The sequence below is a fragment of the Flagellimonas sp. CMM7 genome (assembly GCF_021390195.1).
Classification (GTDB): domain Bacteria; phylum Bacteroidota; class Bacteroidia; order Flavobacteriales; family Flavobacteriaceae; genus Flagellimonas.
Map to the genome: position 1 here is coordinate 1806506 of NZ_CP090003.1, position 26006 is coordinate 1832511.

The 26006-nt window shown below is 36.7% G+C and carries 29 protein-coding genes and 1 pseudogene; 9 read left to right on the top strand and 21 right to left on the bottom strand.

What is annotated here, in order from left to right; genetic code table 11:
* Positions 1-335: 335 nt before the first annotated feature.
* Positions 336-1004, top strand: coding sequence for a recombinase family protein (locus LV704_RS08305; RefSeq protein WP_163420831.1), 669 nt, complete (start codon positions 336-338; stop codon positions 1002-1004).
* 173 nt (positions 1005-1177) lie between these two features.
* Here LV704_RS08305 and LV704_RS08310 read toward each other — a convergent pair whose 3' ends face one another.
* Entirely contained in the window at positions 1178-1945 is a 768-nt protein-coding gene (locus tag LV704_RS08310) for a hypothetical protein (RefSeq protein ID WP_163420830.1), read from the bottom strand.
* Positions 1946-2066: 121 nt separating this feature from the next.
* Positions 2067-2306, bottom strand: a complete 240-nt coding sequence (locus LV704_RS08315) for a helix-turn-helix domain-containing protein (protein ID WP_163420829.1) — start codon at positions 2304-2306, stop codon at positions 2067-2069.
* A gap of 107 nt (positions 2307-2413) precedes the next feature.
* Here LV704_RS08315 and LV704_RS08320 point away from each other — a divergent pair, with 107 nt between their 5' ends.
* The 4 genes from LV704_RS08320 (at position 2414) to LV704_RS08335 (ending at position 6029) form a co-directional block, all read left to right on the top strand.
* Positions 2414-2950: a DUF4468 domain-containing protein gene (locus tag LV704_RS08320; protein ID WP_163420828.1), complete on the top strand. Its 537-nt coding sequence runs from the start codon at positions 2414-2416 to the stop codon at positions 2948-2950.
* A 344-nt stretch (positions 2951-3294) separates the two neighbouring features.
* Entirely contained in the window at positions 3295-4179 is an 885-nt protein-coding gene (locus LV704_RS08325) for a restriction endonuclease (RefSeq protein WP_163420827.1), read from the top strand.
* A gap of 177 nt (positions 4180-4356) precedes the next feature.
* Positions 4357-5229: an abortive infection system antitoxin AbiGi family protein gene (locus tag LV704_RS08330; RefSeq protein WP_163420826.1), complete on the top strand. Its 873-nt coding sequence runs from the start codon at positions 4357-4359 to the stop codon at positions 5227-5229.
* A 128-nt stretch (positions 5230-5357) separates the two neighbouring features.
* Positions 5358-6029 (top strand): AbiV family abortive infection protein, encoded by a 672-nt coding sequence (locus LV704_RS08335; RefSeq protein ID WP_163420825.1) that lies wholly within the window; start codon positions 5358-5360, stop codon positions 6027-6029.
* Between the two features lie 33 nt (positions 6030-6062).
* Here LV704_RS08335 and LV704_RS08340 read toward each other — a convergent pair whose 3' ends face one another.
* Both LV704_RS08340 and LV704_RS08345 read right to left on the bottom strand, forming a co-directional pair.
* A complete protein-coding gene (locus tag LV704_RS08340; RefSeq protein ID WP_163420824.1) occupies positions 6063-6266 on the bottom strand; it encodes a hypothetical protein in 204 nt (67 codons plus the stop codon).
* 175 nt (positions 6267-6441) lie between these two features.
* Positions 6442-7572, bottom strand: a complete 1131-nt coding sequence (locus LV704_RS08345) for an ImmA/IrrE family metallo-endopeptidase (protein ID WP_163420823.1) — start codon at positions 7570-7572, stop codon at positions 6442-6444.
* A 513-nt stretch (positions 7573-8085) separates the two neighbouring features.
* On the opposite strand from LV704_RS08345, the gene LV704_RS08350 reads away from it, so the two are divergent.
* Positions 8086-8631, top strand: coding sequence for a YegP family protein (locus tag LV704_RS08350; protein ID WP_163420822.1), 546 nt, complete (start codon positions 8086-8088; stop codon positions 8629-8631).
* A 127-nt stretch (positions 8632-8758) separates the two neighbouring features.
* Here LV704_RS08350 and LV704_RS08355 read toward each other — a convergent pair.
* Positions 8759-9499, bottom strand: a pseudogene (locus LV704_RS08355) (DNA-processing protein DprA); the annotation flags it as partial.
* 104 nt (positions 9500-9603) lie between these two features.
* Here LV704_RS08355 and LV704_RS08360 point away from each other — a divergent pair.
* Positions 9604-10548: an SPOR domain-containing protein gene (locus LV704_RS08360; protein ID WP_163420820.1), complete on the top strand. Its 945-nt coding sequence runs from the start codon at positions 9604-9606 to the stop codon at positions 10546-10548.
* Between the two features lie 60 nt (positions 10549-10608).
* Positions 10609-11121, top strand: coding sequence for an acyl-CoA thioesterase (locus LV704_RS08365; protein ID WP_147741627.1), 513 nt, complete (start codon positions 10609-10611; stop codon positions 11119-11121).
* 3 nt (positions 11122-11124) lie between these two features.
* Here LV704_RS08365 and LV704_RS08370 read toward each other — a convergent pair whose 3' ends face one another.
* The 7 genes from LV704_RS08370 to LV704_RS08400 all read right to left on the bottom strand — a co-directional run bounded on the left by LV704_RS08370 (position 11125) and on the right by LV704_RS08400 (position 17871).
* Entirely contained in the window at positions 11125-11961 is an 837-nt protein-coding gene (locus LV704_RS08370) for an aldo/keto reductase (protein ID WP_163420819.1), read from the bottom strand.
* A gap of 3 nt (positions 11962-11964) precedes the next feature.
* Positions 11965-13188, bottom strand: a complete 1224-nt coding sequence (locus LV704_RS08375; RefSeq protein ID WP_163420818.1) for a murein hydrolase activator EnvC — start codon at positions 13186-13188, stop codon at positions 11965-11967.
* Position 13189: 1 nt separating this feature from the next.
* The gene (locus tag LV704_RS08380; protein WP_163420817.1) at positions 13190-13969 is read right to left on the bottom strand and encodes a DUF4292 domain-containing protein; all 780 of its coding nucleotides are present in this window, start codon (positions 13967-13969) and stop codon (positions 13190-13192) included.
* Positions 13969-14856 carry a lipopolysaccharide assembly protein LapB gene (locus LV704_RS08385; RefSeq protein WP_163420816.1) on the bottom strand — a complete coding sequence of 296 codons (888 nt, stop codon included), beginning with the start codon at positions 14854-14856 and terminating at the stop codon, positions 13969-13971. The genes LV704_RS08380 and LV704_RS08385 overlap by 1 nt, the downstream gene beginning before the upstream one ends.
* A 70-nt stretch (positions 14857-14926) precedes the next feature.
* Positions 14927-15943 carry a sugar phosphate nucleotidyltransferase gene (locus tag LV704_RS08390; protein ID WP_163420815.1) on the bottom strand — a complete coding sequence of 339 codons (1017 nt, stop codon included), beginning with the start codon at positions 15941-15943 and terminating at the stop codon, positions 14927-14929.
* 34 nt (positions 15944-15977) lie between these two features.
* Positions 15978-16412, bottom strand: a complete 435-nt coding sequence (gene dut, locus LV704_RS08395) for a dUTP diphosphatase (protein ID WP_163420814.1) — start codon at positions 16410-16412, stop codon at positions 15978-15980.
* A complete protein-coding gene (locus LV704_RS08400) occupies positions 16402-17871 on the bottom strand; it encodes a lipopolysaccharide biosynthesis protein (RefSeq protein WP_163421841.1) in 1470 nt (489 codons plus the stop codon). The genes dut and LV704_RS08400 overlap by 11 nt, the downstream gene beginning before the upstream one ends.
* Positions 17872-18068: 197 nt before the next feature.
* Between LV704_RS08400 and LV704_RS08405 the strand changes: the two genes are divergently transcribed.
* Positions 18069-19727, top strand: a complete 1659-nt coding sequence (locus LV704_RS08405) for a sulfatase (RefSeq protein WP_163420813.1) — start codon at positions 18069-18071, stop codon at positions 19725-19727.
* A gap of 85 nt (positions 19728-19812) precedes the next feature.
* Here the strand turns inward: LV704_RS08405 and atpG are convergent, their stop codons facing one another.
* The 9 genes from atpG to LV704_RS08450 form a co-directional block, all read right to left on the bottom strand.
* Entirely contained in the window at positions 19813-20673 is an 861-nt protein-coding gene (gene atpG, locus LV704_RS08410) for an ATP synthase F1 subunit gamma (RefSeq protein WP_163420812.1), read from the bottom strand.
* Between the two features lie 78 nt (positions 20674-20751).
* The gene (gene atpA / locus LV704_RS08415; protein WP_163420811.1) at positions 20752-22332 is read right to left on the bottom strand and encodes a F0F1 ATP synthase subunit alpha; all 1581 of its coding nucleotides are present in this window, start codon (positions 22330-22332) and stop codon (positions 20752-20754) included.
* Positions 22333-22334: 2 nt separating this feature from the next.
* Positions 22335-22874: an ATP synthase F1 subunit delta gene (atpH, locus tag LV704_RS08420; protein WP_163420810.1), complete on the bottom strand. Its 540-nt coding sequence runs from the start codon at positions 22872-22874 to the stop codon at positions 22335-22337.
* 6 nt (positions 22875-22880) lie between these two features.
* A complete protein-coding gene (locus LV704_RS08425) occupies positions 22881-23381 on the bottom strand; it encodes a F0F1 ATP synthase subunit B (RefSeq protein ID WP_163420809.1) in 501 nt (166 codons plus the stop codon).
* A 77-nt stretch (positions 23382-23458) separates the two neighbouring features.
* Positions 23459-23653 (bottom strand): ATP synthase F0 subunit C, encoded by a 195-nt coding sequence (gene atpE / locus LV704_RS08430; RefSeq protein WP_163420808.1) that lies wholly within the window; start codon positions 23651-23653, stop codon positions 23459-23461.
* Positions 23654-23730: 77 nt separating this feature from the next.
* Positions 23731-24855 carry a F0F1 ATP synthase subunit A gene (gene atpB / locus LV704_RS08435; RefSeq protein ID WP_163420807.1) on the bottom strand — a complete coding sequence of 375 codons (1125 nt, stop codon included), beginning with the start codon at positions 24853-24855 and terminating at the stop codon, positions 23731-23733.
* Positions 24856-24959: 104 nt separating this feature from the next.
* The gene (locus LV704_RS08440; protein WP_163420806.1) at positions 24960-25364 is read right to left on the bottom strand and encodes a DUF6168 family protein; all 405 of its coding nucleotides are present in this window, start codon (positions 25362-25364) and stop codon (positions 24960-24962) included.
* Positions 25364-25594 (bottom strand): AtpZ/AtpI family protein, encoded by a 231-nt coding sequence (locus LV704_RS08445; protein ID WP_163420805.1) that lies wholly within the window; start codon positions 25592-25594, stop codon positions 25364-25366. The genes LV704_RS08440 and LV704_RS08445 overlap by 1 nt, the downstream gene beginning before the upstream one ends.
* Positions 25572-26006: a polymer-forming cytoskeletal protein gene (locus tag LV704_RS08450; protein WP_163420804.1), complete on the bottom strand. Its 435-nt coding sequence runs from the start codon at positions 26004-26006 to the stop codon at positions 25572-25574. The genes LV704_RS08445 and LV704_RS08450 overlap by 23 nt, the downstream gene beginning before the upstream one ends.

Sequence of the window (26006 nt, forward strand, 5' to 3'; positions counted from 1 at the left end):
TATCATCCTACATTAATCCGCTAGAAAATAAAATGAAGTCTTTTTTTAAAAAAGGTAGGTGGTGTCCTCCTTCTTATATGGGCTTATGAGGTTACAGCACGTAGGTTACGTAAGATTTCAATATAAAATTACCACTTCTTTGCCATTCATTAAAGAAAATACGTTAAGTCAAAGAATAAAAGCGTTCAATTTCAATCATCTGAATTTCAACTAATTAATTCCTGAAATCAACGTCAATTGATAATATTTTCGTACGGGTAAGGTTATTTTTATAGTGTTACATAACATAAACGCCCGTTTAAGTTTTGTATCAAATTATCTAAAGCCTGTCAATTATGGAAAAATATGTCGCTTACTACAGAACCTCAACTTCGGACCAAAATTTAGGACTGGATGCACAACAAAGTCAAGTGCTGGCACATTTGACCAGAAATAGCGATAACCAATTATTAAAAGAATTCCAAGAGCAGGAAACTGGAACCAATAAGAAACACCGACCAAAGTTGGCCGAGGCCATCGCACTGTGTAAACAAGAGAATGCAACGCTGATAATAGCTAAACTAGACAGGCTTTCCCGTAACGTTGCGTTTATATCCTCATTGATGGACAGTAAGGTGAAGTTTAAAGCCCTTGACCTGCCTGATGCCACCAACCTTACCATACACATATTCGCAGCCATTGCACAGCATGAGGCCGACCTTATATCGCAACGTACAAGGACAGCACTACAACAATTAAAGAAGCAAGGGATAAAGCTTGGTAACCCCCAAAACCTGACCCAAGAAGCTAGAGAACTAGGGGCGTTTGCCAATAGGACAAAAGCCAAGGAAAATCCAAATAACGTAAAGGCAAACGCCCATATAGCACTACTAAAGAAAGAGGGGCTTACCCTACGCCAAATGGCTTGCAAACTCAACGAATCTGGCTTTAAGACAAGTACGGGCAAGCAATTCGGAGCTAATACGGTACGCCGATTGCTGAACAAACTAAAGCAGACAGCATAATTCTAGGCGAAAACAAAGGCATCACATAAATAAATAGTCGTGAGTTGCAACGTTAACATGACCCTTTAATCGGTTCTATAAAAGTATTATCAGCTCTCGTTACTAATGATCCCCATTTGTCTTTCTCATCCCAATATGCGGTTAGTATTCCATAACAGTTACATTCTATCAAACTAATCGCAAATAGTAGTGCCAAAAAACTTCTTTTGGTAAAATCGAATCCTTTCTTCATCTTCTTGGGTTGTATCGGGCATCGTTAGTTCAAAACATAGAATCTCTTGTAAGCTTCTTCTTTCTTCTTTATGAGGTACAATGTTATTTAGTTCCAGAGGTCCAAAGCTCTTTTCAATTTCCATGAAAAAATAATCAATTAATTTCCAAAGTTTTTGCTTGAATAGTGCCAAATAAAGACTTCCGCTTGGAACTTCAAGTTCAGAAATGTCCATACAAATTGTTCTTGAAGCAAATACCAATGTCATGTTAGCAGCTAACGGCGCAATCTTTACCATAACTGATCTTGGGTTAGTCGATTTTGTCTCGAACTTTTTATGCTGCTCTTTTGAGAAACAAGCTTTAAGTAAATGCCGATTAAGCTCTTTAAGAAAAGCGGAATCGGTAAAAATATCATTTAGTTCGCCACTGTATTTTGCAGAATTATCTGCTCCGGAATTTGCAGATATTTTTACGTCAGCCGCAGTATAATATTCTGTCAAGGAACCATGCTCATCCCTAAATAGATTTTGATAAACCTGCTGCAATCCTTCAACACCTTTTTGTTTTATTAGAGGACAATTGCAGTCCGCAAGGACTTTTGCCAACTTTTCATTTGAGTATGTAGTGTGGTTCACGTATTTGAAACCTTGTTTTTTTTCTAGTTGAAATGGCTGACTTTTTACATACATAAATGTAAATAGCAGAAAAAGCAATGGTAGTCCTTTCATTGTTCTGGTCTTTAATTTACTGAACCTTTTTATAACACTAAGATACCTAACCTTTTTAAGTACTTTTATTAACAATAGATTGGCGAAAATCTATATATAAGGGTTCAAGCTGAATTTTATTTCACTCCTTTTCATACCCTAACAATTCATTGTAATCAATTTCAAAGGCCTCTGCAAACTTGACAATGGTGGATAATCTTGGCTCTTGTAAACCCTTTTCGTATTTCCTGATGTTTTCTCTATCAATGCCTATTCTTGCTCCTACATCCATTTGAGACATCTCTCTTTTCAATCTAATCTCTAATATCTTTTCAGCAAACTTTCTTAAAGGTTCGCTGGTATCTTTTTTATTATCAGCCATTTATTCGCAACATTAAATGGCAATTTGACAACAAAAGCGAGTAAACAAGGGATTGTTTACTCGGCAAAATTATATCTTTGATTGGTAATCTAAAAAATCAAAACCTTATGAAAAGTACGACCAGCTTAATCATGTTATTGTTTTCAATATGCCTTACGGCACAGGATGCCACAAAATTTGAGTATCAGGAAAAGGGACTGAACGATTACGTTATTACTTATACGGAGGGTAAAACGGCTGATGAAATTTATACTAGCGCACTTAATTGGATAAAGGAAACCTACAAAAACCCAGACGAGGTACTTAAAGCGACTATCGGGAGTAAAAAAATCAGGTTAACAGGGGTTGCATCCAATTTATTGATTATAAAGAAGAAGCATACTTTTCCTTTAAAATACACTGTTGAAATTGCTGTAAAAGATGGACGTTACAAATTTGAAATCTTTTCCATAGAGACTCCTCCCAACGAGTATGGAAGTGGGGCTGATTATAAAAACATAGAGGGTATTAAGACCAAAAAAACCATGGTAAAGAACTTTGGCGGATCACCTAGCAGAATTGAGAATTACTTCAATGACCTTAACGAAAGCCTTAAAAACTATATCGGATCAGGAAGTCTTGGAAGGGAGGATGAGGATTGGTAAATATTTAAGTACTGCCCAAAAGGTAAATAAGTTTATGTAAGAGCAAAAGATGTAACAAATTAAGGCTAGGTAAGATTATACATTCAAGGCCTTACCTCAGCTCCCAATAATGCCATAACAATCCGTATGCATCTAAAGTATGGCCTGATTTTAATATAGTAAGGAACACATTGCTTTTAACTTTCCCTCTAAAATATTGAAAACTAGTTTTTATCGGGTTTATTCTTATTTTGGCGGTATATAGATGTAAAATACATCTATATAAACAAGTTGTGCGGAACTAAAACTTAACTTATAGAATATCACTCCCGCCTAAAAAAACAATTAATTGAGTCCGACAAAAAATGATTTTCGAATACAAAGAATTCTCAGATCCAAGTGATATTTATAATAATCCACACGATCGCAAATGCGAGTTTTGCTATGAGAAATTAAATGTAGTTGACCTTTCAAATGATACATGGTTAATTAAGGACAGTGAGATTATAGATGCCCACGGAACTATAAGAGAAGGTTATAAAGAGGAGGGCTTGGAAGATTGCTATCTCAATCTTGACATGGATACAAAGAGCGCAGAAACGTGGATGGATTTTTGCGACACATGCGGTTGGTGGAGAATATTCAAAAATTTCACAATTTGTGCTGAAGTATGGCAAGTTTGGGATATTTTTTTTACTTGTACCGGCTCACTTAGGAACTTAGAGGCAATTAACATAAATGCACCATTAAATGAAGTTTCTCAATATCTAATTGCAAAATACCAAGACAGATTTTCTATTAACCCAAGACTATTCGAGGAGGTGGTAGGTAGCGTTTTTAAGGGCGTCGGTTATAATGTTCATGTGACCGGATATAGCAATGATGGAGGTATCGATGTTGTGCTTGGCAGTTCCTCTCAAAAAATGATTGGAGTTCAAGTAAAGCGTTATAAAAATAAAATCAAAGTGGAGCAAATACGTGCATTCGCTGGCGCACTTTTACTTAACGGTTATAACAAGGGGGTTTTTGTAACTACATCTGACTATCAACCGGGAGCAATTTCAGCAGCTGAGTCATTCAAGAAAAAAACTCTGCCAATACACCTATTGAACTCTCAACAGTTTTATGACTCCTTAAAAATTTCTCAAAAATCCAAATTTGACCCATCAGAAATTCTTCAAATGATTTCAGATAATCAAATTAAACGGCTGCCATATTCCGGCTGGGTAACGCCACAGGCTAGTCTTTAGTATTGTTTGTCAAAGTAATTAAAGCTACGCACAACATTGGCTATAATTCATTGCTGCATTCTTGCTAACTTTAAACCAAATAACAAATAAACGGCTGGATTTCATAGGGACAATTTCCGTTGGAAATGTCCGCAACGAAATCATAGCCGTGACCGTTACCAGTAATTTGAAGAAACATTGAAACAAGTAGATAATTTATTACATATAACAAACGACTTATCTACGGTTAAAAACATCGTTACGCAAGGATTTAAAGCTTCGTATGCAGTTGAAAATTTAGGTGGTAGAAGAATTCTAATTCCAATGGTTTCTTTTAGCAATTTGCTGTTTAGAGATATTGGAGAGGAAGAAGTTGTCGATTATGGAAATTATGGAGTTGTCATTAACAGGGAATTTGCAGTACAAAATGGACTGAATCCAGTAATCTACATTTACGAAAATAGCATAGTAGATAAATCAATTACGAACTTACTGAATCTCTCACTTGTTCCACAAACACTTGACATTCTTAAAGACATATCTAAAGGAAAAGGATTTATTAAAATAACTGACCATATCAAGTTTAATCCATTACCAAAAGAAGTTAAAGAATTGATTAATTCCATAGACAAACACACAGATGATAATTTAATTTTAGCCATTAAAAAGTATGCAGAAGAAGCTCATCAAAATGTTTTTTTTCAAATTCTTCTTTCTAAACCTTATAAAGTCAAAAACAAAAATAATCAGACAAGAATTGCTTACAACGAAAGAGAATGGAGAAAAGGATTCCTTAATTTAGGTATCATCTTTGAAACAAAAATGAGTGGCGAAAAAAATCCAGAATTCGAAAAGTGGATTGGAACTGATAAGCCTCATTTTAACGAGCCGAAAAACATACTAAAAATTGACATTGAAAATATAACACATTTAATAGTTGAAAAAGAAAGAGAAGTTTCAGAACTAACTGATTTTATCAAAGATGAGTTTTCTGTTAAAAAAATAGATAGTTTATTAGCGACTGAATCATTAAAGATTGGAACTCTTGAAAAGTTTAAAAAATCGGAATAAAAACTACTGGCAACAACGTGCTATAATTCATTGCTAGTACTTGCTTACTTCTGATTGGTTTGTATTTGCTAATTTAGTTGCTAAAACTCGCAACGAGTCATACACAGAACCGTTGTGGGTAATTAAAAATGAGAGGGAAACAATATAATTCTAGACTAGACCCAAAAACCGCCTCAGAAGGAATTAGGTTGGCTATAGAAAACGCTGATTCCTTAGTTAAGGATGCGCAACTTCTATTTGACAACAATCGTTATGAAAGGTGTGTTGCAATTGCAATATTATCAATTGAAGAAGCAGGCAAATCTAGCATTATTCGCTCTATGTTATTAACGGACGACAAGAAGGAGCTAAGCAATAATTGGAAAAGGTATAGGAGGCATACTGAAAAAAATCTCGCGTGGATAATGCCAGAATTGTATGCAAAAGGAGCACGAAAAATAGATGACCTTAAATGGCTGTACAATAAAGAAAGTTCTCACGGACAGACTTTGGATAATTTAAAGCAATTATCATTTTACACAGATATTTTTTCCTCAAAAAAATGGAGTTCCCCATCAAATGTAATTGACAAAGAACTTGCTGAACAAATTTTGAAATCAGCCAGAATACTAGCCAAAAAACATCCTATTGGAATAAACTCTGAGGAAGGACTTAAATTATGGGTAAAACACTTAAAACCTGTTTACAAAAAAGACTTGTTGGAAATGAAACAAGCACTAATAAATTGTTATTGTGAAGCCGAGGAACTAGGAATAATAGAAAAGGGTAAAACTGATGAGATGACAAGTTTTGTGTTATAAAAACTTCCCAAAACAAAAGCTATAATTCTTAGCTTAGTTGCCCTGTCTTAGAACATCCCTAACTAATCTCATGGCAGATGCTACGTGCTGAACATCCTTGCGCTCAAAAGTATCCTCCTCCAAATAGAACAGCATTTCGATTCCTAAATCAAGCACTGCTGCCAACTGTTCCGGAGAACCATAGGCCTCTTTAATAAACTCGGATAGGTCAGGTGAACCATTTAAAGTTTTGGACATTGTTGTAAAGAATGTTTACGCCAAAGTAAACCTTTACGTCTATTGATCATAATTTATTCTGACCTTGTTCCAGTAGAATTTGTCCATTTTTATTCCGCACTAGTAACTATAGGACAATGAATAGCTATGGTCTTACCATGATGGTTAAATTTCTGTCTCGTACGTTAGCGCTTTTTCAATCTGCACGATAAGTATTGGGTATTTTATCCCTTATGGTTTCTTTGAATCTATGTGAAGTCGAGTAAGATATCATATCATTATATGCTAAACTGCCAACTACAATTGAAGGATGAATTTTATTGTCTTCTGAGAATTCCAATATCGTATCCTCAGGAATATAACCGAGATATTCATCAAAAAAGTTTAGAATCTTCTCACTCATTAATATTCGTTCTGCTCCGGCATCTGCTTCTTGTTCAATTTTTGCTTTTCGATTGCTTTTTTTTGCTGTGTCATCAATGAATATTGATTTAGCGTTGCTTGAATCTAAGTGATTTGTTACGTGAATTATTTCGTGTGAGATAGTAAACCAAAAATTATCTACTCTGTCATATCGACCAGTCATTCCAATAACAGGCCCCTCAGAAGACATGAAAGCCGCTCCATCCAAGTATGTTTTCGAGAGATGTGAAAGGTACACAAACTTAACACCCGTTTGTTCCAGTTCCTTAAGAAACAATTTCACTCCATTTTTCCTATAGGAATACTCTGGAATTAAAACCGATAATTCCTCAAGCTTCTTTTTATCATAGGGATATGATTTTAATTTATTTGAGTGATTAAGAGTTTTTTGATGCCAAATAAGTGCATTGTATGATTGAAAGCCTTTGTGAGCTTCTGACTTTCTAAAAGCCAAATTTTGCACTCCCTGTTCCAAAAAAGAAAAATCTAGCTCGTCATTTAAATCAATCTGCCAGAACTTTTTTAATTGAATTTTAAGCTCATCTATATCTTTATACTTATTGAGCCAGCCCTTTCGAATAAGTTCGTTTACAGGCATATACTTGTAAATATCTGCTTTTAGAGCAACACTGTTTTCTTTATCAATGACCTCCTCCGTTCTATTTTGGAGTCGATATATAGCGTCCAAAAGAACCCAGTCTCTAGCTTCTGGTTCAAAAACTTTATTTAAAAGTGAAGCCATTTCAACGGATACAGATTTTTTATTTTTTATAATTTCATTCGTATGTTTTGTTGAAATAGAGAGAATTAGGGCCAAGTCCTCCTGAGTCCACCCCTTTGCCTTTAGGCAATGTTTTAAGGCTTGGCCAGGACTATCAAAGTTTTCCCAAAGTTTTGACTTCAAAAGATAAATTTTTTAGAGTGAACAAAGACCGCAATATAACACTTCAAGAGAAGTTTAACCTCTTCAGTTAGGTAAAAAATCATTCTTTGTAAGTTACCGAATAATGTAAGTTGTTGATAGATTGCCAATTAAAGTTATCAACAAAACAGTTAATAACTATTTTTCATTTTTTACCATTTTGGTTAAAATCAAATAATTGATCTTGTATATTTGAAAAAAAAATCAGGAAGATATGAGACCGACCTGATTTTTGGATAAAATTTTAGAAACTTTGGACTGATGAATCCAATGAGTCTTTTCAATTTAGCAATTCAAAAGTACTTTATTTTCTGACTTTATCCAAAGGTCGTTCCCATTCAACATAGAATTAAACAAATTTCGCTTCATCTATTTATTTAATAATTACTCGTTTAACTTTTCAAAACCGAATAGTCCTGAAAAGTTATGCCTCAGTTTCAGGGATTGAGACTAGGTCAATTTTGGGCGAATATGTTTAATTAAAAAATAAAAATCATGCTTAAAGAGCGATACACCGTCTTCGAAGGTAAGAACGGTAAATATTATTTTAATCTAAAAGCTGCCAATCACAAAATCATATTGAGAAGCAGCGATAGCTATTCTTCTAAGAAGGATGCAACAAAGGCCATTCTTTGGATACAGTCGAATTGTACAAATCCTCAATTCTTCGAAAGAAGGGTTGCAAAAAATGGGGAGCCTTATTTTGTATTTAAAGATGATACTGGTGATATTTTGGGTGTAAGCGAGACTTACAGTTCCAAGTATGCAATGGAAAATGGTATCAAATCGGTACAAAAGAACGGTATCACAAAAACCATTTTGGGAATTGATGATGTATTCTTTGAAGTCATAATAAACAAGCGTCAATTTGATTTACAAAAAGGTCGCTACGGGCGTTCCCATTTTCTTGAATTGGGAGGATATGTTGGACCAAGGTTTTGTTTATTTCAATTGAATGGCTTCGGCAGACGTGAGATTCTTCCTAATCAGCAAGTGGATGTTGTGGGCTGCCTTGAGTTTGAGGTAGTCAGAAATGACTAAATTTTCTGAATTGTAATTAAATGCGGCAGCTTTCAAGAGTTTGCCGCATTTTTTATATTTTATTTTAGTTTGAATTCGCTTTTTAAAGATATTTTTACTGCAAAAACTCTAGATTATAATGCTACCCATTTGCAATATCTGCAGTAACAAAGCTGCCTCCTTTTTCCGCAGATTCAATTACAATGGTAGCTTCACTTATGCCTGCAATGATTCTGTTTCGTTTTAAAAAATTCTCCCGATCTGGATTACTTGTACTCCAAAATTCCGTTAAGAACCCGCCGTTCTTTTCTATTGGCGAAACATACTTTTTATGTGCCTTAGGGTAAACTTGATTTAATCCATGTGCCAAACAACCAATGGTCTGTAATCCTTTTTCATTTGCTGCTTTTTGAATTGTGATATCCACTCCATAAGCAAAGCCACTTACAATAATGGGGTCTAGTGCGCTAATCTCCTCAATAAAACTTTCACAAAACGCAATGCCATAACTGGTGATATTTCGAGTGCCCACTACGCTGATGATTTTTTTATTCCTCAAATCGATATTACCGCTTTGAAAAAACAATATGGGGCCATCTATACAATGCTGAAGATACTTTGGGTAATCTTCATCCATAAAGTAGATAAAGTCAACGTTCTCTCTTAAAAGAAAATCATATTCTGCTTCAGCTTCTTCTAGATGAATTGCATCATGGAGTCCTTTCAGTGTTGTTTGCCCAATTCCCTCAATCTTTAGTAAGTTTTGCTTTTTGTCCTTAAAAACTGCTTTTGGGTTACCACAATGGGAAATCAGTTTTTTTGCCGTTACGTCGCCAATATTTGGAACTTTCTGCAGTCTAAGTGCAGCAAGAATTTCATCCTCAGTCATTTATATAAGTGGTTAAGTTGTTCACAAAATACAGAATTTCAAATGTTAATAAAAAGTGATCCTCTCTATTTTGTTCTCTTGGTTTTTTTTCAATATTTGTGACGATGCAGATTGAGTCTTACATAGAAGAATTATTATACAATTACAATTGTGTTGTTGTCCCAGGATTTGGAGCCTTTTTGGCACATGGAAAATCTGCGGAGCTTGATAACCAGACGAATACTTTAATACCTCCTTCCAAAACAGTTTCTTTTAACTCGCAATTGTCCAAAAACGATGGCTTGCTTGTATCCCATATTGCCAAGGAAAAACATCTTGGTTATGAAGAATTGTTGCAAGAGGTTGAAAATGTAGCAGAAACTTGGAACAAAAAATTGCAGCGTGGAGAAAATATTGAACTCTTTGGTGTTGGCAAGTTGTGGTTGAACAGAGAGCAAAGAATTCAGTTTCAACCTGAAAATAAAATCAACTACCTAACCTCTTCTTTTGGTCTTTCCACCTTTGCTGCAACGCCCATTCAACGAGAAGTATTAAAAGAGGAAGTTGAAGAATTGGAGGAAAAGATTCCATTTATCATAACTCCAGAAAAAAGAGAGCAATCTTCTTTTAGACCATGGTTAAAATATGCTGCAGTTTTGCTTTTGGCTGTCTCTTTAGGTTCTACTTCCTATACAGCTTATGACGGTATTCGGCAAAATCAAGTAGCGGCACAGCAAGATGCTCAAGAACAGGTTTCCAAACTTATTCAGGAAGCTACTTTTTTTGAAACTGCCCCATTAGAGTTTCCTGCAATAAACATCAAAGTCAATAAAAAGCAACTTGGCAAACATCATGTAATTGCCGGGGCTTTTAGAGTTGAACAAAATGCTGAAAAGAAAGTAGCACAGCTCAAGAAAAAGGGATACAATGCTATTTATTTGGGTGCAAACAAGTTTGGTCTACATCAAGTGGCCTATGACAGCTTTGAGAATCCGAAGGAAGCCCTTTCCTTTTTAAGAAAGATTAAGAGAACAGAGTCTGCAGACGCTTGGATGTTATCCGAGAAATAATCCTTGTTTCTTTAAAACCATATTCCACACTTCAATATCTTTGCGCAAAATTAAAAAGCTATGCGCACAAAAACTCCGAGTGAATCACGTACTGTAATGACGGATATGGTATTGCCAAGTGAAACCAACCCCTTGAACAATCTTTTTGGAGGTGAACTTTTAGCCCGTATGGATAGAGCGGCAAGTATAGCTGCTAGAAGACACAGTAGAAGAATTACGGTCACAGCAGCTGTAAACCATGTTGCATTTAACCGTTCTGTGCCATTAGGAAGCGTAGTAACCGTTGAAGCTGCCGTTTCAAGAGCTTTTAAAAGCTCTATGGAAATATTTATTGATGTTTGGATGGAAGATCGTTTTACAGGCGAACGAGCCAAAGCAAATGAGGCAATTTACACTTTTGTGGCAGTCGATGATACTGGAGTACCAACTGAAGTTCCACAGTTAGACCCTCAAACAGATTTGGAAAAAGAACGTTTTGCAGCCGCATTGCGTAGAAAACAGCTTAGTCTGGTCTTGGCAGGAAAAATGAAGCCGTCAGATGCTACCGAATTGAAAGCTTTGTTTACTTCTTAAGGTTTAGAAATCAAAATTATCAGGGTCTGGACCAAATCTTTTGTCTTTATTTAGGCCATCAAGCAATTGGACATCCTCTTTGGAAAGTTCAAAATCGAAAATGGCAGCATTTGAGATAATGCGTTCTTTCTTTGACGATTTTGGAATGGTAACCACTCCTTTCTGAAGATCCCAACGCAAAACAATTTGGGCAACTGTCTTATTGTACTTTTTTGCCAAATCCTTCAACGCAGGAATATCAAAAATATTCCCTTGCATCATAGGGGACCATGCTTCGTACTGAATTCCATTTTTATGACAGAAATCAATCAAATCTTGCTGCACTAAATACGGATGGAACTCCATTTGGTTGACCATGGGTGTTATTTTTGCCTCCGTCAACAAATCCTCTAAATGGTGCTGCATAAAGTTACTCACCCCAATGGCTCTAACCTTCTTTTCATCATACAAACGCTCCATGGCCCTCCAGGTATCTTTAGATTTATTCCCCTTAGGCCAATGAATTAAATAGAGATCCAAATAATCCGTCCCCAATCTTTCTAGGCTATCATCGAATGCTTTTAGCGTAGTATCGTACCCTTGATCATCGTTCCAAACCTTGCTTACAACAAAAATATCTTTCCGATCTACACCACTTTGCTTGATGCCTTCGCCCACACCATTTTCGTTCTTATAAATTGAAGCTGTATCTATATGTCTGTAGCCATGGTTTAAGGCATCCTTAACGGCATTTACAACTTCGTCGCCATCTTTTGATAAGTACACCCCCAAACCAAAATAGGGCATTAAAACGCCGTTGTTCAGCTCAAACGTTCCGTTTAAATCTGTAATTGTTCTCATGTTTTACAATTGATATATCCAATCCTCCGGATTTAATCGATTGGAATCTTGATAAAGGTAGAATTTCAATTTTGTTGTACCGTCAAACCGATTGGTATAAATGTCTCCAAGCACTTCCTTTACGCCTACTCTGTCTCCTTTTTTTACATATACATTGGATAGGTTGTAGTATGTGCTAATGTAATTTCCGTGCTTTATCTGCACTCCTCTGCTACCTCCGGGAACCGTTAAAATAGCAATAACTTCGCCTTCAAAAATTGCCCTAGCCTTACTGCCTTGGTCAGTAGCTATAGTAACCCCGTTGTTTCTGTGTTTTATTCCCGGGTAAAGTTTATCGCTGTAAACACCATACCCCTGGCTTTTTATTCCTTTTTCCACAGGCCAAATAAGTTTCCCTTTATTTGCGGAAAAGTTGTTGGCAACCAATTTAGCTTCAGGAGTCAGTACAAATTTCGTTCTACTGGACTTCCCTGCTTTTTTATTGGTGCTTACAATAGCACTTTTTATTAGTCGTTCTATTTCTCTGTCAATTTTACGGGCTTCCTTCTGTTTTTCTGCAATTGCCGCTGTGTATTTTGTTTCATTTTGTCGAATACTGCGCAACAAATTCTTTTGGGATTCTATTTCGTTGAACAGCTCGTTTTTTACCTTTCTATTTTCAACCAATAACTGTTCTTTGGTCTTTCGTTGCGTTACCAAATCTTGATTTAGGGTAGCAAGCTCATTGGTTTTTATAATGATATCTTCACCTTGTTTTTTTCTATGCTTTGCATATTGCTCCATGTACTGAAGTCTCTTAAATGCTTGATAAAAGTTTTCTGAGGACAAGAGAAACATTAGCCGATTACTTTGCGCCTTATTCTGATATGATTTTTGAATAAGATTGGCATAATCATTTCTTAGAATTTTAAGATCTTCTCTAAGCTTGCTAATACTTCTAATGTTTACGTTTATCTGTCTGTTGAGTAAATTGGATTGTTGGTTGGTAACCCTGATAAGCTCTTGCCTTACATTAATTCTCTTATCCAGAGCTTCCATTTGATCCAAGACAGTCCCTTTTTCCTTCTTTTCGGCAAAAAGTAATCTATTGATTTCCTTGATTTCTTGCTGCAACCTCTCTCGCTTGGACTCCAAAGCCTTTTGCTCACTGGTCTGCGCAGTGGCAGAAATTGAAAAGAAAATCGTAAAAACCAGACAGCAAATGCAATATGAAATCTTATCTATCATATTACTTTAATATAATTTCATCAAATCCCTTTGGAACCTTATAAGGAAAATTCAAGTTTCTATTCATCTCCAGGTTTTTAAAACTTAAATCGATGATGGTTTTATCCTGTTCTTCAGCAGCCACAATCTGAATTTCGTTTGGAAATATCTTGCCTGAAATATCCTGATAGGTATATTTTGCCTGCAACTGTCTATCTTCCTCCGGCTGCGAAATTTCTTGGGAAGAAATCTTAAAGTTTCGAGGCTCTAATTGAAACAATATTTTAAATAGCTCTTTGGCCTTTTTTGGTTTTAATTGATAATCTCCTTCACTGATTGCAGAAGTATATTTCTCCTTTCTCAAATCAAAAACTGCATTCCCCAGCAACAGATTTTGAACTTTGTCAAAATCAAGCTCCGTGCCTAAGAGTTCACTTAAGTAACCAAAGTCCCCATCAAAATATTCTCCTTGTAGTTTGTTATAAAAGGAAACTCTTTCTGGAGTTATATGTGCCTTTACTACACCTAATGGAGCACTGATCCAAATCACCTTGTTTTTTTCCATTCTAAGGCTCACACTTACTCCTTGGTTTTTTTCCCCATCCGAGTAATCAATTTTTACCCTTCCACTCAAGGTTTTAAAATCGACCTGGTTGGCATAATGATTTTCAATAATACGTTTTGTAGAAATTCCTGAATCAACTTCACCCCCAACAACACTCTTTGTGCTTTTACATGAGCTAATAACTATAGCGCATAAAAACAAAAATGTGAACCGTTTCCTTATTTGCAATAACCGCATTACAGACCTGTTTTTATTTTGTTCAAGTATTCGTTTGCCTTAGAAGCGTTGCCAATAGTTGTATATGCTTTTGATAATTCTGCGTAAATCTTGTTGGCCAAGGGAACATCGTCTAACAGATAATCCAGAGCGCTTTCTAAAACTTCCACCGCTTTGGTAGATTTTGAAGTTCTATTAAGTGCTGTTCCATATGCATAGTGAAAATATGGCTGAAGTGGATAAGAATCCAAAGCTTCTTTAGAAACCTCTTCCATATTCTTGAAATCCCCTTTTACCAAAAGTTCTTCTATTTGCGATTGATATTGAGCTATTGGGCTATCCTCCTTTTGCAGCTTCTTTTCCGGCTTAACCACAGCAGTTAATTTTTCGTTTATTCGTTGTATGGAATCATTGATTTTTAAAGTTAGATTTGTGGCAAATTTTGAGTCGCCAAGACCTTCCAAAACCTTTAATGCGTCATTATATTTTCTCTTTTTAAAATAGAAAACAGCAAGGTTCTCCTGCAACTTGTTGTTGGAAAAAGGAAGTTGTTGCTGAACTGCATCAATGGAAGTTCCTTGTTTTTCCAAAACCCGTAACAAGGTTTCTAAATACCAAAAATCCATTGGTTTTGCATTCAAGGCATCAATAGCAAATTCCTGAGCCTGAATATATTGCTTATCTAAAAAATAAGCTTTTGCCAATTCATAATCAATGACGCTATTTGAGGAATCCAATTGCTTGCATTCTAAAAAAAAGTCAATGGCTCTATCATAGTTTTGAATCCCTTTTTGTTTTAATGCTTCAAAAAAACTTTCTTGAAACTCATCGGTATATTCTTCTAAAAAAACCTCAGCGCTTTTCTCTTCTTCTTGGGCATATGTCCCAAGAGAAAGCAAGAATATCATTATATATGTGCTTACTTGTTTTTCCAGTTTACATAGAATTTTACGTTTTATCTAAGCAACTTTTGGATAACTATTCCATAACGGAATAATCCCCAATACTAATGGTCTCAAAATTACCATCAAAAACTACATGGTTGCCAATCATGGCATTATCCAAATTAGCATTTTTGATGGTGCTTTTACTTTGAATTAAGCTATTTTTAACGGTTGAGTTTTCAATAACCGTATCTGCGCCTACTGATACATAAGGACCAACTGTAGTATTTTTAAGCATTACATTTTCACCAATAAAACAAGGTTCAATAATATTTGCATTTTCTTTTTGAATAGAATCTGCAATCAATCCCTCTCCATCTTTTTCTAAAAAGCCAAGCATTCGTTGATTTGTTTCCACGGTCACATTTTTGTTTCCGCAGTCCATCCACTCATCTACCTTTCCTGGGACAAACTTCATGCCCTTCTCCATCATTCGTTTTATTCCATCATTAATTTGATACTCTCCACCATTGATAATATCATTGTCCAAAACGTATTGCAATTCATTTTTAAGAACACTTACATCCTTAAAATAGTAAATACCAATTACAGCCAGGTCCGAAACAAATTCTTCGGGTTTTTCAACCAACTCCACTATCTCATTTTCTTCGCTTAGTTTTACCACTCCGAACGCCTCTGGTTTATCCACTTGTTTCACCCAAATGACACTGTCTGCAGATTTATCCAAATCAAAATCAGCACGTATTAGTGTATCCGCATAAGCAATAACTGCAGGGCCGCTTAATGAATCCTTTGCACTCATAATAGCGTGTCCAGTCCCTAAGGGTTCATCTTGTCTGTAAATTGATCCTTTGGCGCCAAGACTCTCCGCCAATTGCATAAGGCTTTCCACAACATCATCTCCAAAAAAGGCTGGATCACCCAAAATAAAAGCAACTTCTTCTATCTGCCCTCCCAATACTTTGGCAATATCACTCACCAGACGATGGACAATAGGTTTGCCTGCAACCGGAATTAATGGTTTTGGAACTGTTAATGTATGTGGTCTTAATCGGGAACCTCTTCCCGCCATGGGTACAATAATTTTCATATGTTCTCTAATATAACGTAGTTAGTGTTTAGATTTATTGTGTTCCGGTACTGCCAAAACCTCCAGCGCCCCTATCCGTCTCAGAAAGAGAATCCACCTGTATCCATTCCGCGCGTTCGTGTTTAGCAATAACCATTTGGGCAATACGTTCCCCGTTTTCAATGGTAAAATCATCTTTAGAAAGATTTACTAGAATAACGCCCACCTCGCCTCTGTAGTCGGCATCAACTGTTCCCGGAGCATTTAGCACGGTAATCCCTTTTTTTGCTGCAAGGCCACTTCGAGGTCTTACTTGCGCCTCATAACCGACAGGCAATTCTATAAAAATTCCTGTGGGAACGATAGCTCTTTCGAGTGACTTTAACGTAATGGGTTTGGTAATATTTGCCCTTAGATCCATGCCTGCTGAAGCAAGTGTTTCATAATGGGGCAATTGATGATTTGAGGTATTGATTATTTTAATTTTCACGCTGTAGAAATATGGTCTTTAACTTGTCTCCTTCCATTTTGTAAACTAGCATCAAAAATAGCAAAAGTAAGACCCCACCTGCTATTAAATTTCGATTAAAAGCATAAAAAGACAAGGCAGAAAACAATATGGAGATGGATAGGTAGAATGTTATTTTGCGCATATTATAGGGAACTGGATAATACTTTCTTCCAAAGTAATAAGAAAGTAACATCATACTTGCGTATGCAGACAAAGTGGCCAATGCCGAAGCCATGTACCCTATTTTTTCAATGAAAGCAATGTTTACAATCAAGGTAATCAACGCTCCTATGGAAGAAATATAGGCTCCAAACTTGGTTTGATCCGTAATCTTGTACCAGACGGACAGATTATGATAGATTCCCAAACATAAACTGCCCAACAATATAATGGGAACTACATCCAATGCTTCCCAATAAGTGGCGTTTCTAATTAAAAGCTTCCCCAATACTTCTATAAAAACCACTACGGCAAGCAGTATGATGCTTCCCAATATCACAAAATAATTGGTGATTTGGGCGTATGTCTTTTGGGGTTTTTCAGTTTTGGCATGACTAAAGAAAAAAGGCTCAACACCCATTCTAAATGCGGTTCCAAACAAGGTCATAAAAAGTGCCAGTTTGTAACATGCACCATACTTGCCCACCTCTGCAGCCGCCGTTTCGGGCGGCAAAAGCTCAGTTAATAAAATCTTATCCACCACCTCGTTTATGGTGAACGCAATCCCCGCTACCATAATAGGTCCGGAATATTTAAGCATTTGCTTCCATAGGGAAGAATCAAATTTATAGGAAATTTTGAAGTATGTCGGCAAAAGCAATAACAAGGTAACAGCACTTGCAATAATGTTAGAGATAAATATGTACTGGATTTCCCAACCTTCTCTGTATATGGAATTTAAAAACCCTTCATTGGTATCTTGAACGGCTTTTGGCAGAATGAGCAAGAAAAAAACGTTGAAGCCCAAATTAATGGCAACATTCACCGTTTTTAGGATTGCATATTTCATTGGTTTTTCCTGAGCTCTTAAAAGTGCAAAAGGAATAATGACCAATGCATCTAAAACCAAGATATAGGTGGTAAACTTAATATAGTCAACATTGATGTTGGTAAAGTCCGCCAAGCTTTCCTTTACTACTAGTGCCAACACTAGAAATAATAGCGATGATACCAATAAAGAAATTATAGAGGTGGAGATTACGGATTTCTTATCTTCTCTTTTATGGTAAAAGCGGAAAAAAGCAGTTTCCATTCCGTACGCCAAAAAGACATTGAAAATGGCAATCCAAGCATATATGTTTACATACTGCCCATAGCCAGAGGCATTTTCAAAAACGGAAGTGTACAGCGGGAGCAAAAAGAAGGAAATGACCCTTGGCAAAACAGTAGCCAAGCCATAAATAAAAGTTTGTTTAAAAAGTCTTTTTAGTGGGTTCAATAGGAATTTGTTCTTTAAGAAAACCTCTAACAAGGTGGGCACAAGTTACGCAAAACCCCTTAGTTATTGGTGTGCAACCTTAACTTGTATTTTTCATTCCTCGTAAATTTATGAATACCCCGCTTCAAACTAAAACCTGTTCTTCAATCATATTGAAGCAAATAATTAATATCTTTTCAGTGCAAACAATTCAACCAATGAAAACTTTATCAAAACAAATAGCGGCCATCCTACTTCTTCTAGCATTAGTATCCTGTGTTGAGAAGAAAAAAGAAGCTGGCCCAGTGGTCCACGAAAAACCCAATATCATCTTTATCATGTCAGATGATCATGCGTACCAAGCCATAAGCACTTATAGTGATCATTTGATAGAGACCCCAAACATTGATCGCATTGGTAAAGAAGGTATTGTATTTACAAATGCCTCCGTAACCAATTCTATTTGTGCTCCATCTAGAGCCACTATCTTAACTGGGAAGCATACACACATCAATGGCAAAGTAGATAATCAGATGCCTTTTGATACGACCCAGGTTACCTTTCCTCAAATTTTCCAACAGGCAGGTTATCAAACAGCAATGTTTGGAAAACTCCACTTTGGCAACAACCCCAAAGGTGTGGATGAATTTATGATTCTACCTGGTCAAGGAAATTATATCAACCCAGATTTTATTACAAAAACTGGGGATACCACTAGAATTGAGGGATATGTGACCGACATCATTACGGACCTGACCTTAAACTGGCTGGACAAAAAAAGAGATACTTTAAAGCCCTTTATGTTGATGTATCTCCACAAAGCACCGCATAGACCTTGGTGGCCAAGACCGGACAAGTTTAAGGAGTTTTTGGGCAAAAAATTTCCAGAGCCCGCTACGCTTTTTGATGATTACAAAAATCGAGGAACAGCAGCTAAAACTGCGGAAATGAATTTACTGTATGACATGATGTACAGTCACGATAGCAAGATTCGTCCTGAAACTGTAGCCAGAATGAAGCATGTAACCCCAGATGTAAGAGAGTATCCTGGGGGATGGGAAAATCCTTATATAAACAGAATAACTGAGGAACAAAAAGCCTTGTATGAGCCTGTTTTAGATGAAATCAATAAAGATTTTGAAGAGAATTGGCCATCGATGACGGATAAAGAAAAAATGCAATGGAAATACCAGCGATACATGCAGGATTATTTGGCCTGTATTTCTTCTGTGGATGATAATGTAGGGCGTGTTTTAGAATACTTGGATGATAGCAAATTATCTGATAATACCATGGTGGTCTACACTTCTGACCAAGGTTTTTATTTAGGTGAGCATGGTTGGTTTGATAAACGCTTTATTTATGATGAATCGTTTAAGACTCCTTTATTGGTTCGCTGGCCAAACAGGATTGAGCCAGGAATAACAAGCGAAGAAATGGTGCAAAACCTAGACTTTGCACAAACTTTTTTAGAGGCTGCGCAAATTGAAGCTCCTGAGGATATGCAAGGTGAAAGTCTGATGCCTCTTTTAACATCCAATAACGCCGAATGGACAAGAGATGCAGTGTATTATCATTACTATGAATATCCTGCAGTACATCAGGTAAAAAGGCATTATGGGATAGTGACCATTGATTATAAGTTAGCTCATTTCTACTACGATGTTGATGAATGGGAGCTTTATGACCGCAAAAAAGACCCACAAGAAATGAACAATGTGTATGATGATCCTGCTTATAAAGATGTGGTAACAGAACTCAAGAAAAAACTAGAAGAGCTACGTGTTCAATACAAAGATTCGGATGAATTGAATCAGCAGTATATCGATATTCATCACGCAAATAGTATTGATTCGCCTTTGAATAAGAAAGGCTAATATAGTTATCGACTACGCTCGAACTCACTAAAAGCAAAAAAGCCACTTCCAAAGAAGTGGCTTTTTATAAATATCTATATCAAGCTTAATTGTTCAATGCCTCGGCACCACCAACAATCTCCAAAATTTCATTGGTAATGGCAGCTTGTCTTGCTTTGTTATAGGTTAATTTTAATTGATCTCTAAGCTCTGTAGCATTGTCTGTTGCTTTGTGCATCGCTGTCATACGCGCTCCATGCTCACTGGCAAAAGAATCGCGAACAGCTTTGTACAATTGTGTCTTTAATGATTTCGGAATCAATTGCTCCACAATCTCAGGCTTGGAAGGCTCAAAAATATAATCCGCAGCACCAGATGTATCTCCTTCAACAGGGACAATAGGTAAAAACTGCTCCGACATCACAATTTGAGTAGCAGCATTTTTGAACTTATTGTAAACCAATTCTATTCTATCGTAATTGCCTTCGGTAAAATGATTCATCAAATCTTGGGCAATTACAGCTACATTATCAAAGGTTAAATCATCATAAACTTGACTGTGATTGGCAATTACATTGCCCTTCTTCCCAAGGATATCATTTCCTTTTTTTCCAATAGCTAAAAAATCGACCTGCTTTCCTGCATAAGTATCCTCAATCAAAGCAACGGATTGTTTAATAATGTTGGTGTTGAAAGCACCACATAATCCACGGTTAGAGGTAATGGCTACAACTAATACTTTATTAACCGCTCTATTATCGGCAAACTTGCTTCCTGTGTCACCATCTAAACTTGCACTAAGATTTTGCAATAACTCAGTAAGCTTATTTGCATAAGGACGCATTGCGGTAATAGCATCTTGGGCTTTTTTCAACTTGGCAGCAGAAACCATTTTCATGGCACTGGTAATCTGCATGGTCGATGATACCGTAACTATCCTATTTCTTATTTCTTTTAGATTCGCCATTATATTTTTTTGTCATTCCGCACTTGATGCGGAATCTATTTAGTTATGGATTCCTGCTTTCGCAGGAATGACAATCGTTTACCCTCTATACTTTCCTGAAAGGTCTTTACAAACAGCAGTTAATGTATCTGTTACCTCATCTGTCAATTTTCCAGCCTTTAAGGTATCTAATACATCCCTGTGTTTGGCATTCATAAACTCAATGAAATCTGTTTCAAATTCTTTTATCTTATCAACAGGAACATCTCTCAAAAGGTTTTTAGAACCTGCAAAGATAATGGCAACCTGATCTTCAACTGTAAAAGGATCGTTTTGCGCTTGTTTCAAAATCTCAACGTTTCTACGTCCTTTTTCAATTACGTTCAATGTAGCCGCATCCAAATCAGAGCCAAACTTTGCAAAAGCTTCAAGTTCACGGAACTGAGCTTGATCCAGCTTCAATGTACCCGCTACTTTTTTCATCGCTTTGATCTGAGCATTACCTCCAACACGAGATACCGAGATACCCACGTTAATTGCAGGTCTTACCCCTTGGTTGAATAAATCTTGCTCTAAGAATATTTGACCATCTGTAATAGAAATTACGTTGGTTGGTATATATGCTGATACATCACCCGCCTGTGTTTCAATAATAGGTAGTGCTGTTAAAGAACCGCCACCTTTTACCATAGGCTTCAAGGTATCTGGAAGGTCATTCATATCCTTTGCAATAGTGTCATCATTGATCACTTTTGCCGAACGTTCCAATAGTCTTGAGTGAAGGTAGAATACATCCCCAGGATATGCTTCACGTCCCGGTGGTCTTCTTAACAAAAGAGAAACCTCACGATAAGCAACCGCTTGTTTTGATAAATCATCATAGATAATCAAAGCTGGTCTACCCGTGTCTCTAAAGTATTCTCCAATAGCAGCACCTGCAAATGGAGCATACACCTGCATTGGAGCAGGATCAGATGCGTTAGCCGCAACTATAGTAGTATAGGCCAAAGCACCTTTATCTTCTAGAACCTGGGCAATAGCTGCAACAGTAGAAGCTTTTTGTCCTATGGCCACATAGATACAATATACAGGCTCACCTGCATCGTAAAATTCCTTTTGATTCAAAATGGTGTCAATACAAACCGTAGTCTTACCTGTTTGACGGTCACCAATTACCAACTCACGCTGACCTCTACCTACAGGAATCATAGCATCAATTGCTTTGATTCCGGTTTGTAATGGTTCGGTTACCGGCTCACGGAAGATAACCCCAGGTGCTTTACGCTCCAATGGCATTTCAAAAGTTTCGCCTGAGATAGGACCTTTACCATCGATAGGAACACCTAAAGTATTTACCACACGACCAACAATGCCTTCACCAACATTAACAGAAGCAATCGTCTGTGTTCTTTTTACAACGGAACCTTCTTTCACATCACGTGAAGGGCTCAATAGTACAACACCAACGTTATCTTCTTCCAAGTTCAAAACGATACCTTTCAGTCCGCCTTCAAACTCAACTAATTCTCCGTATTGTACATTGGATAAACCGTATACACGTGCGATACCATCACCTACTTGCAATACTGTACCTACTTCATCCAAAGAAGCGGTAGCTTCGAATCCTGATAATTGTTTCTTTAAAATTGCTGATACTTCAGCGGCTTTTACTCCTGCCATTTTTATAGACTATTTGTAAATTCTCTTTTTAATCCGTTCAATTTGTTTGTTACGCTGGCATCATATTGTAAATCCCCAACACGCAACACAAATCCTCCTATGATGCTTTCGTCAACTTTGTTTTCTATAGTGACCTCGTTTTTGGTCATTTTAGCAACCTCGGCCAATATTTTCTTTTCCAGCTCTCCTGTTAAAGGAACTGCTGTGGTAACATAGGCAATATCCTCTCCCTTTAATTGCTCATGGAGAATAATGTATTTTAATGCCACTTCTTGTAGCAATGCAATCCTCTTGTTGTCTGTTAAAGTACTAATAAGCCCTTTGGTAATTTCTTGGGAACCCTTGAAGATTTCATGTAACGAATTCTTTTTTGCCTCACCTTTAACCACTGGGCTTTCCAAAAGATTTTGAAGCTCCACGTTTTCTGCGATTACAGCTGCTATTTCTCGCATATCTTTTTCAACGGCATCTGCCGCTTTCTTTTCGATAGCGAAATCTAAGGTTGCTTTTGCGTAGCGTATGGCTGCTCTACTCTCGTTCATGCTTATCTAGTTCAATTTGATATCACCCAACATATCATCTACCAACTTCAGTTGCTTCTTCTTGTCGGACAATTCTCCTTTGATGATTTTTTCTGCAATGTCTACTGAAAGATTGGCTACTTGCGTTTTTATCTCTGCAACAGCCGCATTCTTTTCACTTTCAATGGTTGCTTGTGCTTGCTTCACCATTTTATCACCTTCTACCTGAGCTTGGTCTTTGGCATCGGCAACAATTTTATCTTTGATTTCACGAGCCTCCTTAAGCATCGCCTCTCTTTCAGCTCTTGCTTCTTTTAAAAGCTTCTCGCTATCTGCAGTAACATTCTGCATTTCTTTTTTGGCATCTTCAGCTGCATCAAGAGCATTCTTAATACCATCTTCACGGTCATTTATAGCTTTTAGGATAGGTTTCCATGCAAACTTCCACATGAGGAACAACAATAGTCCAAACAACAGTGTTTGCCAAAAAAACAGTCCTAATGAAAACTCTTCTAATAACTTTGCCATAATTACTTTCTATTAGTATAACTTTTTAAACAAGGTTTGGCTGCAACCAACCGTTACAGCCATAACCCTAATTAGATTTAGTTTACTGCGAATAAAGCAGCAAAACCAATTCCTTCAATCAACGCTGCTGCAATCAACATCGCTGTTTGGATTTTTCCGTAAGCTTCAGGCTGACGTGCTATAGCATCCATTGCAGAACCACCGATTCTACCGATACCCATACCAACACCAATAACTACTAAACCTGCACCTACCATTACTGGAATTTCCATATCTATCTAGTTTAAAAATTAAAATTCAATTTTCAGCACTTCTCGACTACGCTCGAAGTGACAATTTTGTTCATTTATTAATGGGCAACTTCTGCCTCATGCTCATGCTCGTGTTCTTCAGAGGCAAATCCAAAATACAGAGCGGATAACATGGTGAAAATATATGCTTGTAGCAATGCTACCAATACTTCAATCAATGAAATGGCGAAGGCAAGTCCAAAAGACAATGGACTACCCAACCAACTTTTAAAGATGAACATTAAACCAATCAAACTCATCAATACAATATGTCCTGCCTGCATGTTTGCATACAAACGAATCAACAATGAGAATGGCTTAATGATCAATCCCAATAATTCAATAGGAACCAAAATAATGTACAATGGAATTTTACCATACCAAGGCAATGATTTTCCTAGAGGGTCAAATTGGTGCATCCAATAATCCTTTGTTCCTGTTAAATTGGTAATTAAAAAGGTCATGATTGCCAAAGAAACTGTTATGGCGATATTACCTGTTACGTTAATCCCTAATGGAGTCAATCCAAACATGTTCAAAAACCATATAAAGAAAAATATGGTCAACAAAAATGGCATGTATTTTCTATAACGCTTTTCTCCAATATTAGGTCTTGCGATATCATCCCTTATATAAAGTACTATTGGTTCAAAGAAACGACCGGCACCTGTTGGTACGCCATTGTTCTTTGCATAAGATCTAGCCAAGCTCGTAAACAACCACAACATCAACAATCCTGTAACGATAATCATCACAACATTCTTGGTGATTGAAAAATCCAATGGCTTTACGTTGGTTGCATGGTGCTCTTCATCATAATGAATAGTACCCTCTGCATCTGTTTTATATATTTTACCATGGTAAAGCTTATAATGGTTGCCTTCTGCCTCAGCCAATGTCTCACCATGATGAAATTTTGAAGAGGAAAAAATCTTTAGTCCATTGTCCCATAAAATAACAGGCAATGGAAAGCCAACATATTTATGCTCGCCATTTTCTTTGGTATAAGAAAACAAAGAAAAATCATGTGCATCCTGAAGGTGATGGGAGATATATTCCTTAATTTCTGTCTTAAGGTCCTTACCGTGTTCGCCGGCCTCTTTTTCCGTATCACTCGCAAAAGTGAACTGACCTAAAAATAGTGCAACTACAAGAAGAAATCTAGTCAAAGTGTTTTTTTGCATTTCGCTCAAAATATCGGTCTCTCAAAATCGGTGCAAATGTAAGTCTTTCTTACAAAAAGAAAAAAGCTTTCAAACTTTTATTTTTGAGGATTTTGAGGGCTTAATTATTTGCTGGATTCTTCTAAATTATTCAGCATTTTTGAAGTAAAAAAAGTCTCTAAAAAAAGACAAACCAAATATGGGACAAAAAAGGAGGCAAATTCTAAACCAGACATGTCTCCATCACTCTTGTATGTTGGATAAAACAGCAGGAAGAAAAAGATAAATTTTAAGAAGCTTCCACCCATAAACAAAAACCCTATCTGGTTTTTCAGTTTTAACCGAAACCGATACAGCAATAAGAATATAATGGCAGCCAGAAGGGCGTTTACTAAATAAGAACGGACAATAAGATTATCGAAAACGGGTAGGTTCTTACTAGTAAGAATTAGTATATGTGCCCCAAAGGAAAGCAATACTAAAAATATTAGAAGAACAAAAAATTGTGTTGGTAAATTTAGTTTTGGCATCAATATTTAATACGTTTCAACTGCTGCAAAACTACCCAAATTGAAATTGCCACTCCTAACAAAGTGGCAATAACTGTGAAAATATTTTTTTCGTTTTCATAGTGGACATCCAACCACTTTCCGCCTTTTACGGCCAAAAAGATAATGGCGCCCATTTCAAAAGCAATGCCAGATAGCATTGCCGCATTCTTGAAATTGTTTTTCTTCTTAGGAGACTTTTGCTGGCTCATTGGTCTTTGTGGACTGCAATCTTTGCGCCGGTGCTGAAGCTGTTGTTGTAGCTCCTTTGCCCATGGTACAAGCAGCATTAAATGTTGCTCCTGGCTCAACGGCCAACTTGGAAACACTTACTGTTCCTTCTATAATGGCAGATGCTTTTAAAGAAAGTAGGTCGTTGACTAAAAGTTCGCCATTAAACTTTCCTTCAATATCTGCATTTACACACTCTACTTTTCCGTTAATGTAGCCATCTTTACCAATAACTACTTTACCGGATGTTTTTACATTACCCTCCAATTTACCGTCAATTCTAAAATCGGCTTCGGATGTAATATTTCCTTTAATTTTTGTATTCTTCTCAATTCTATTGGGCTGTCCTCCAAATTCTGTCATAGGGCGAGGTTTTTTGTTGTCAGAAAACAT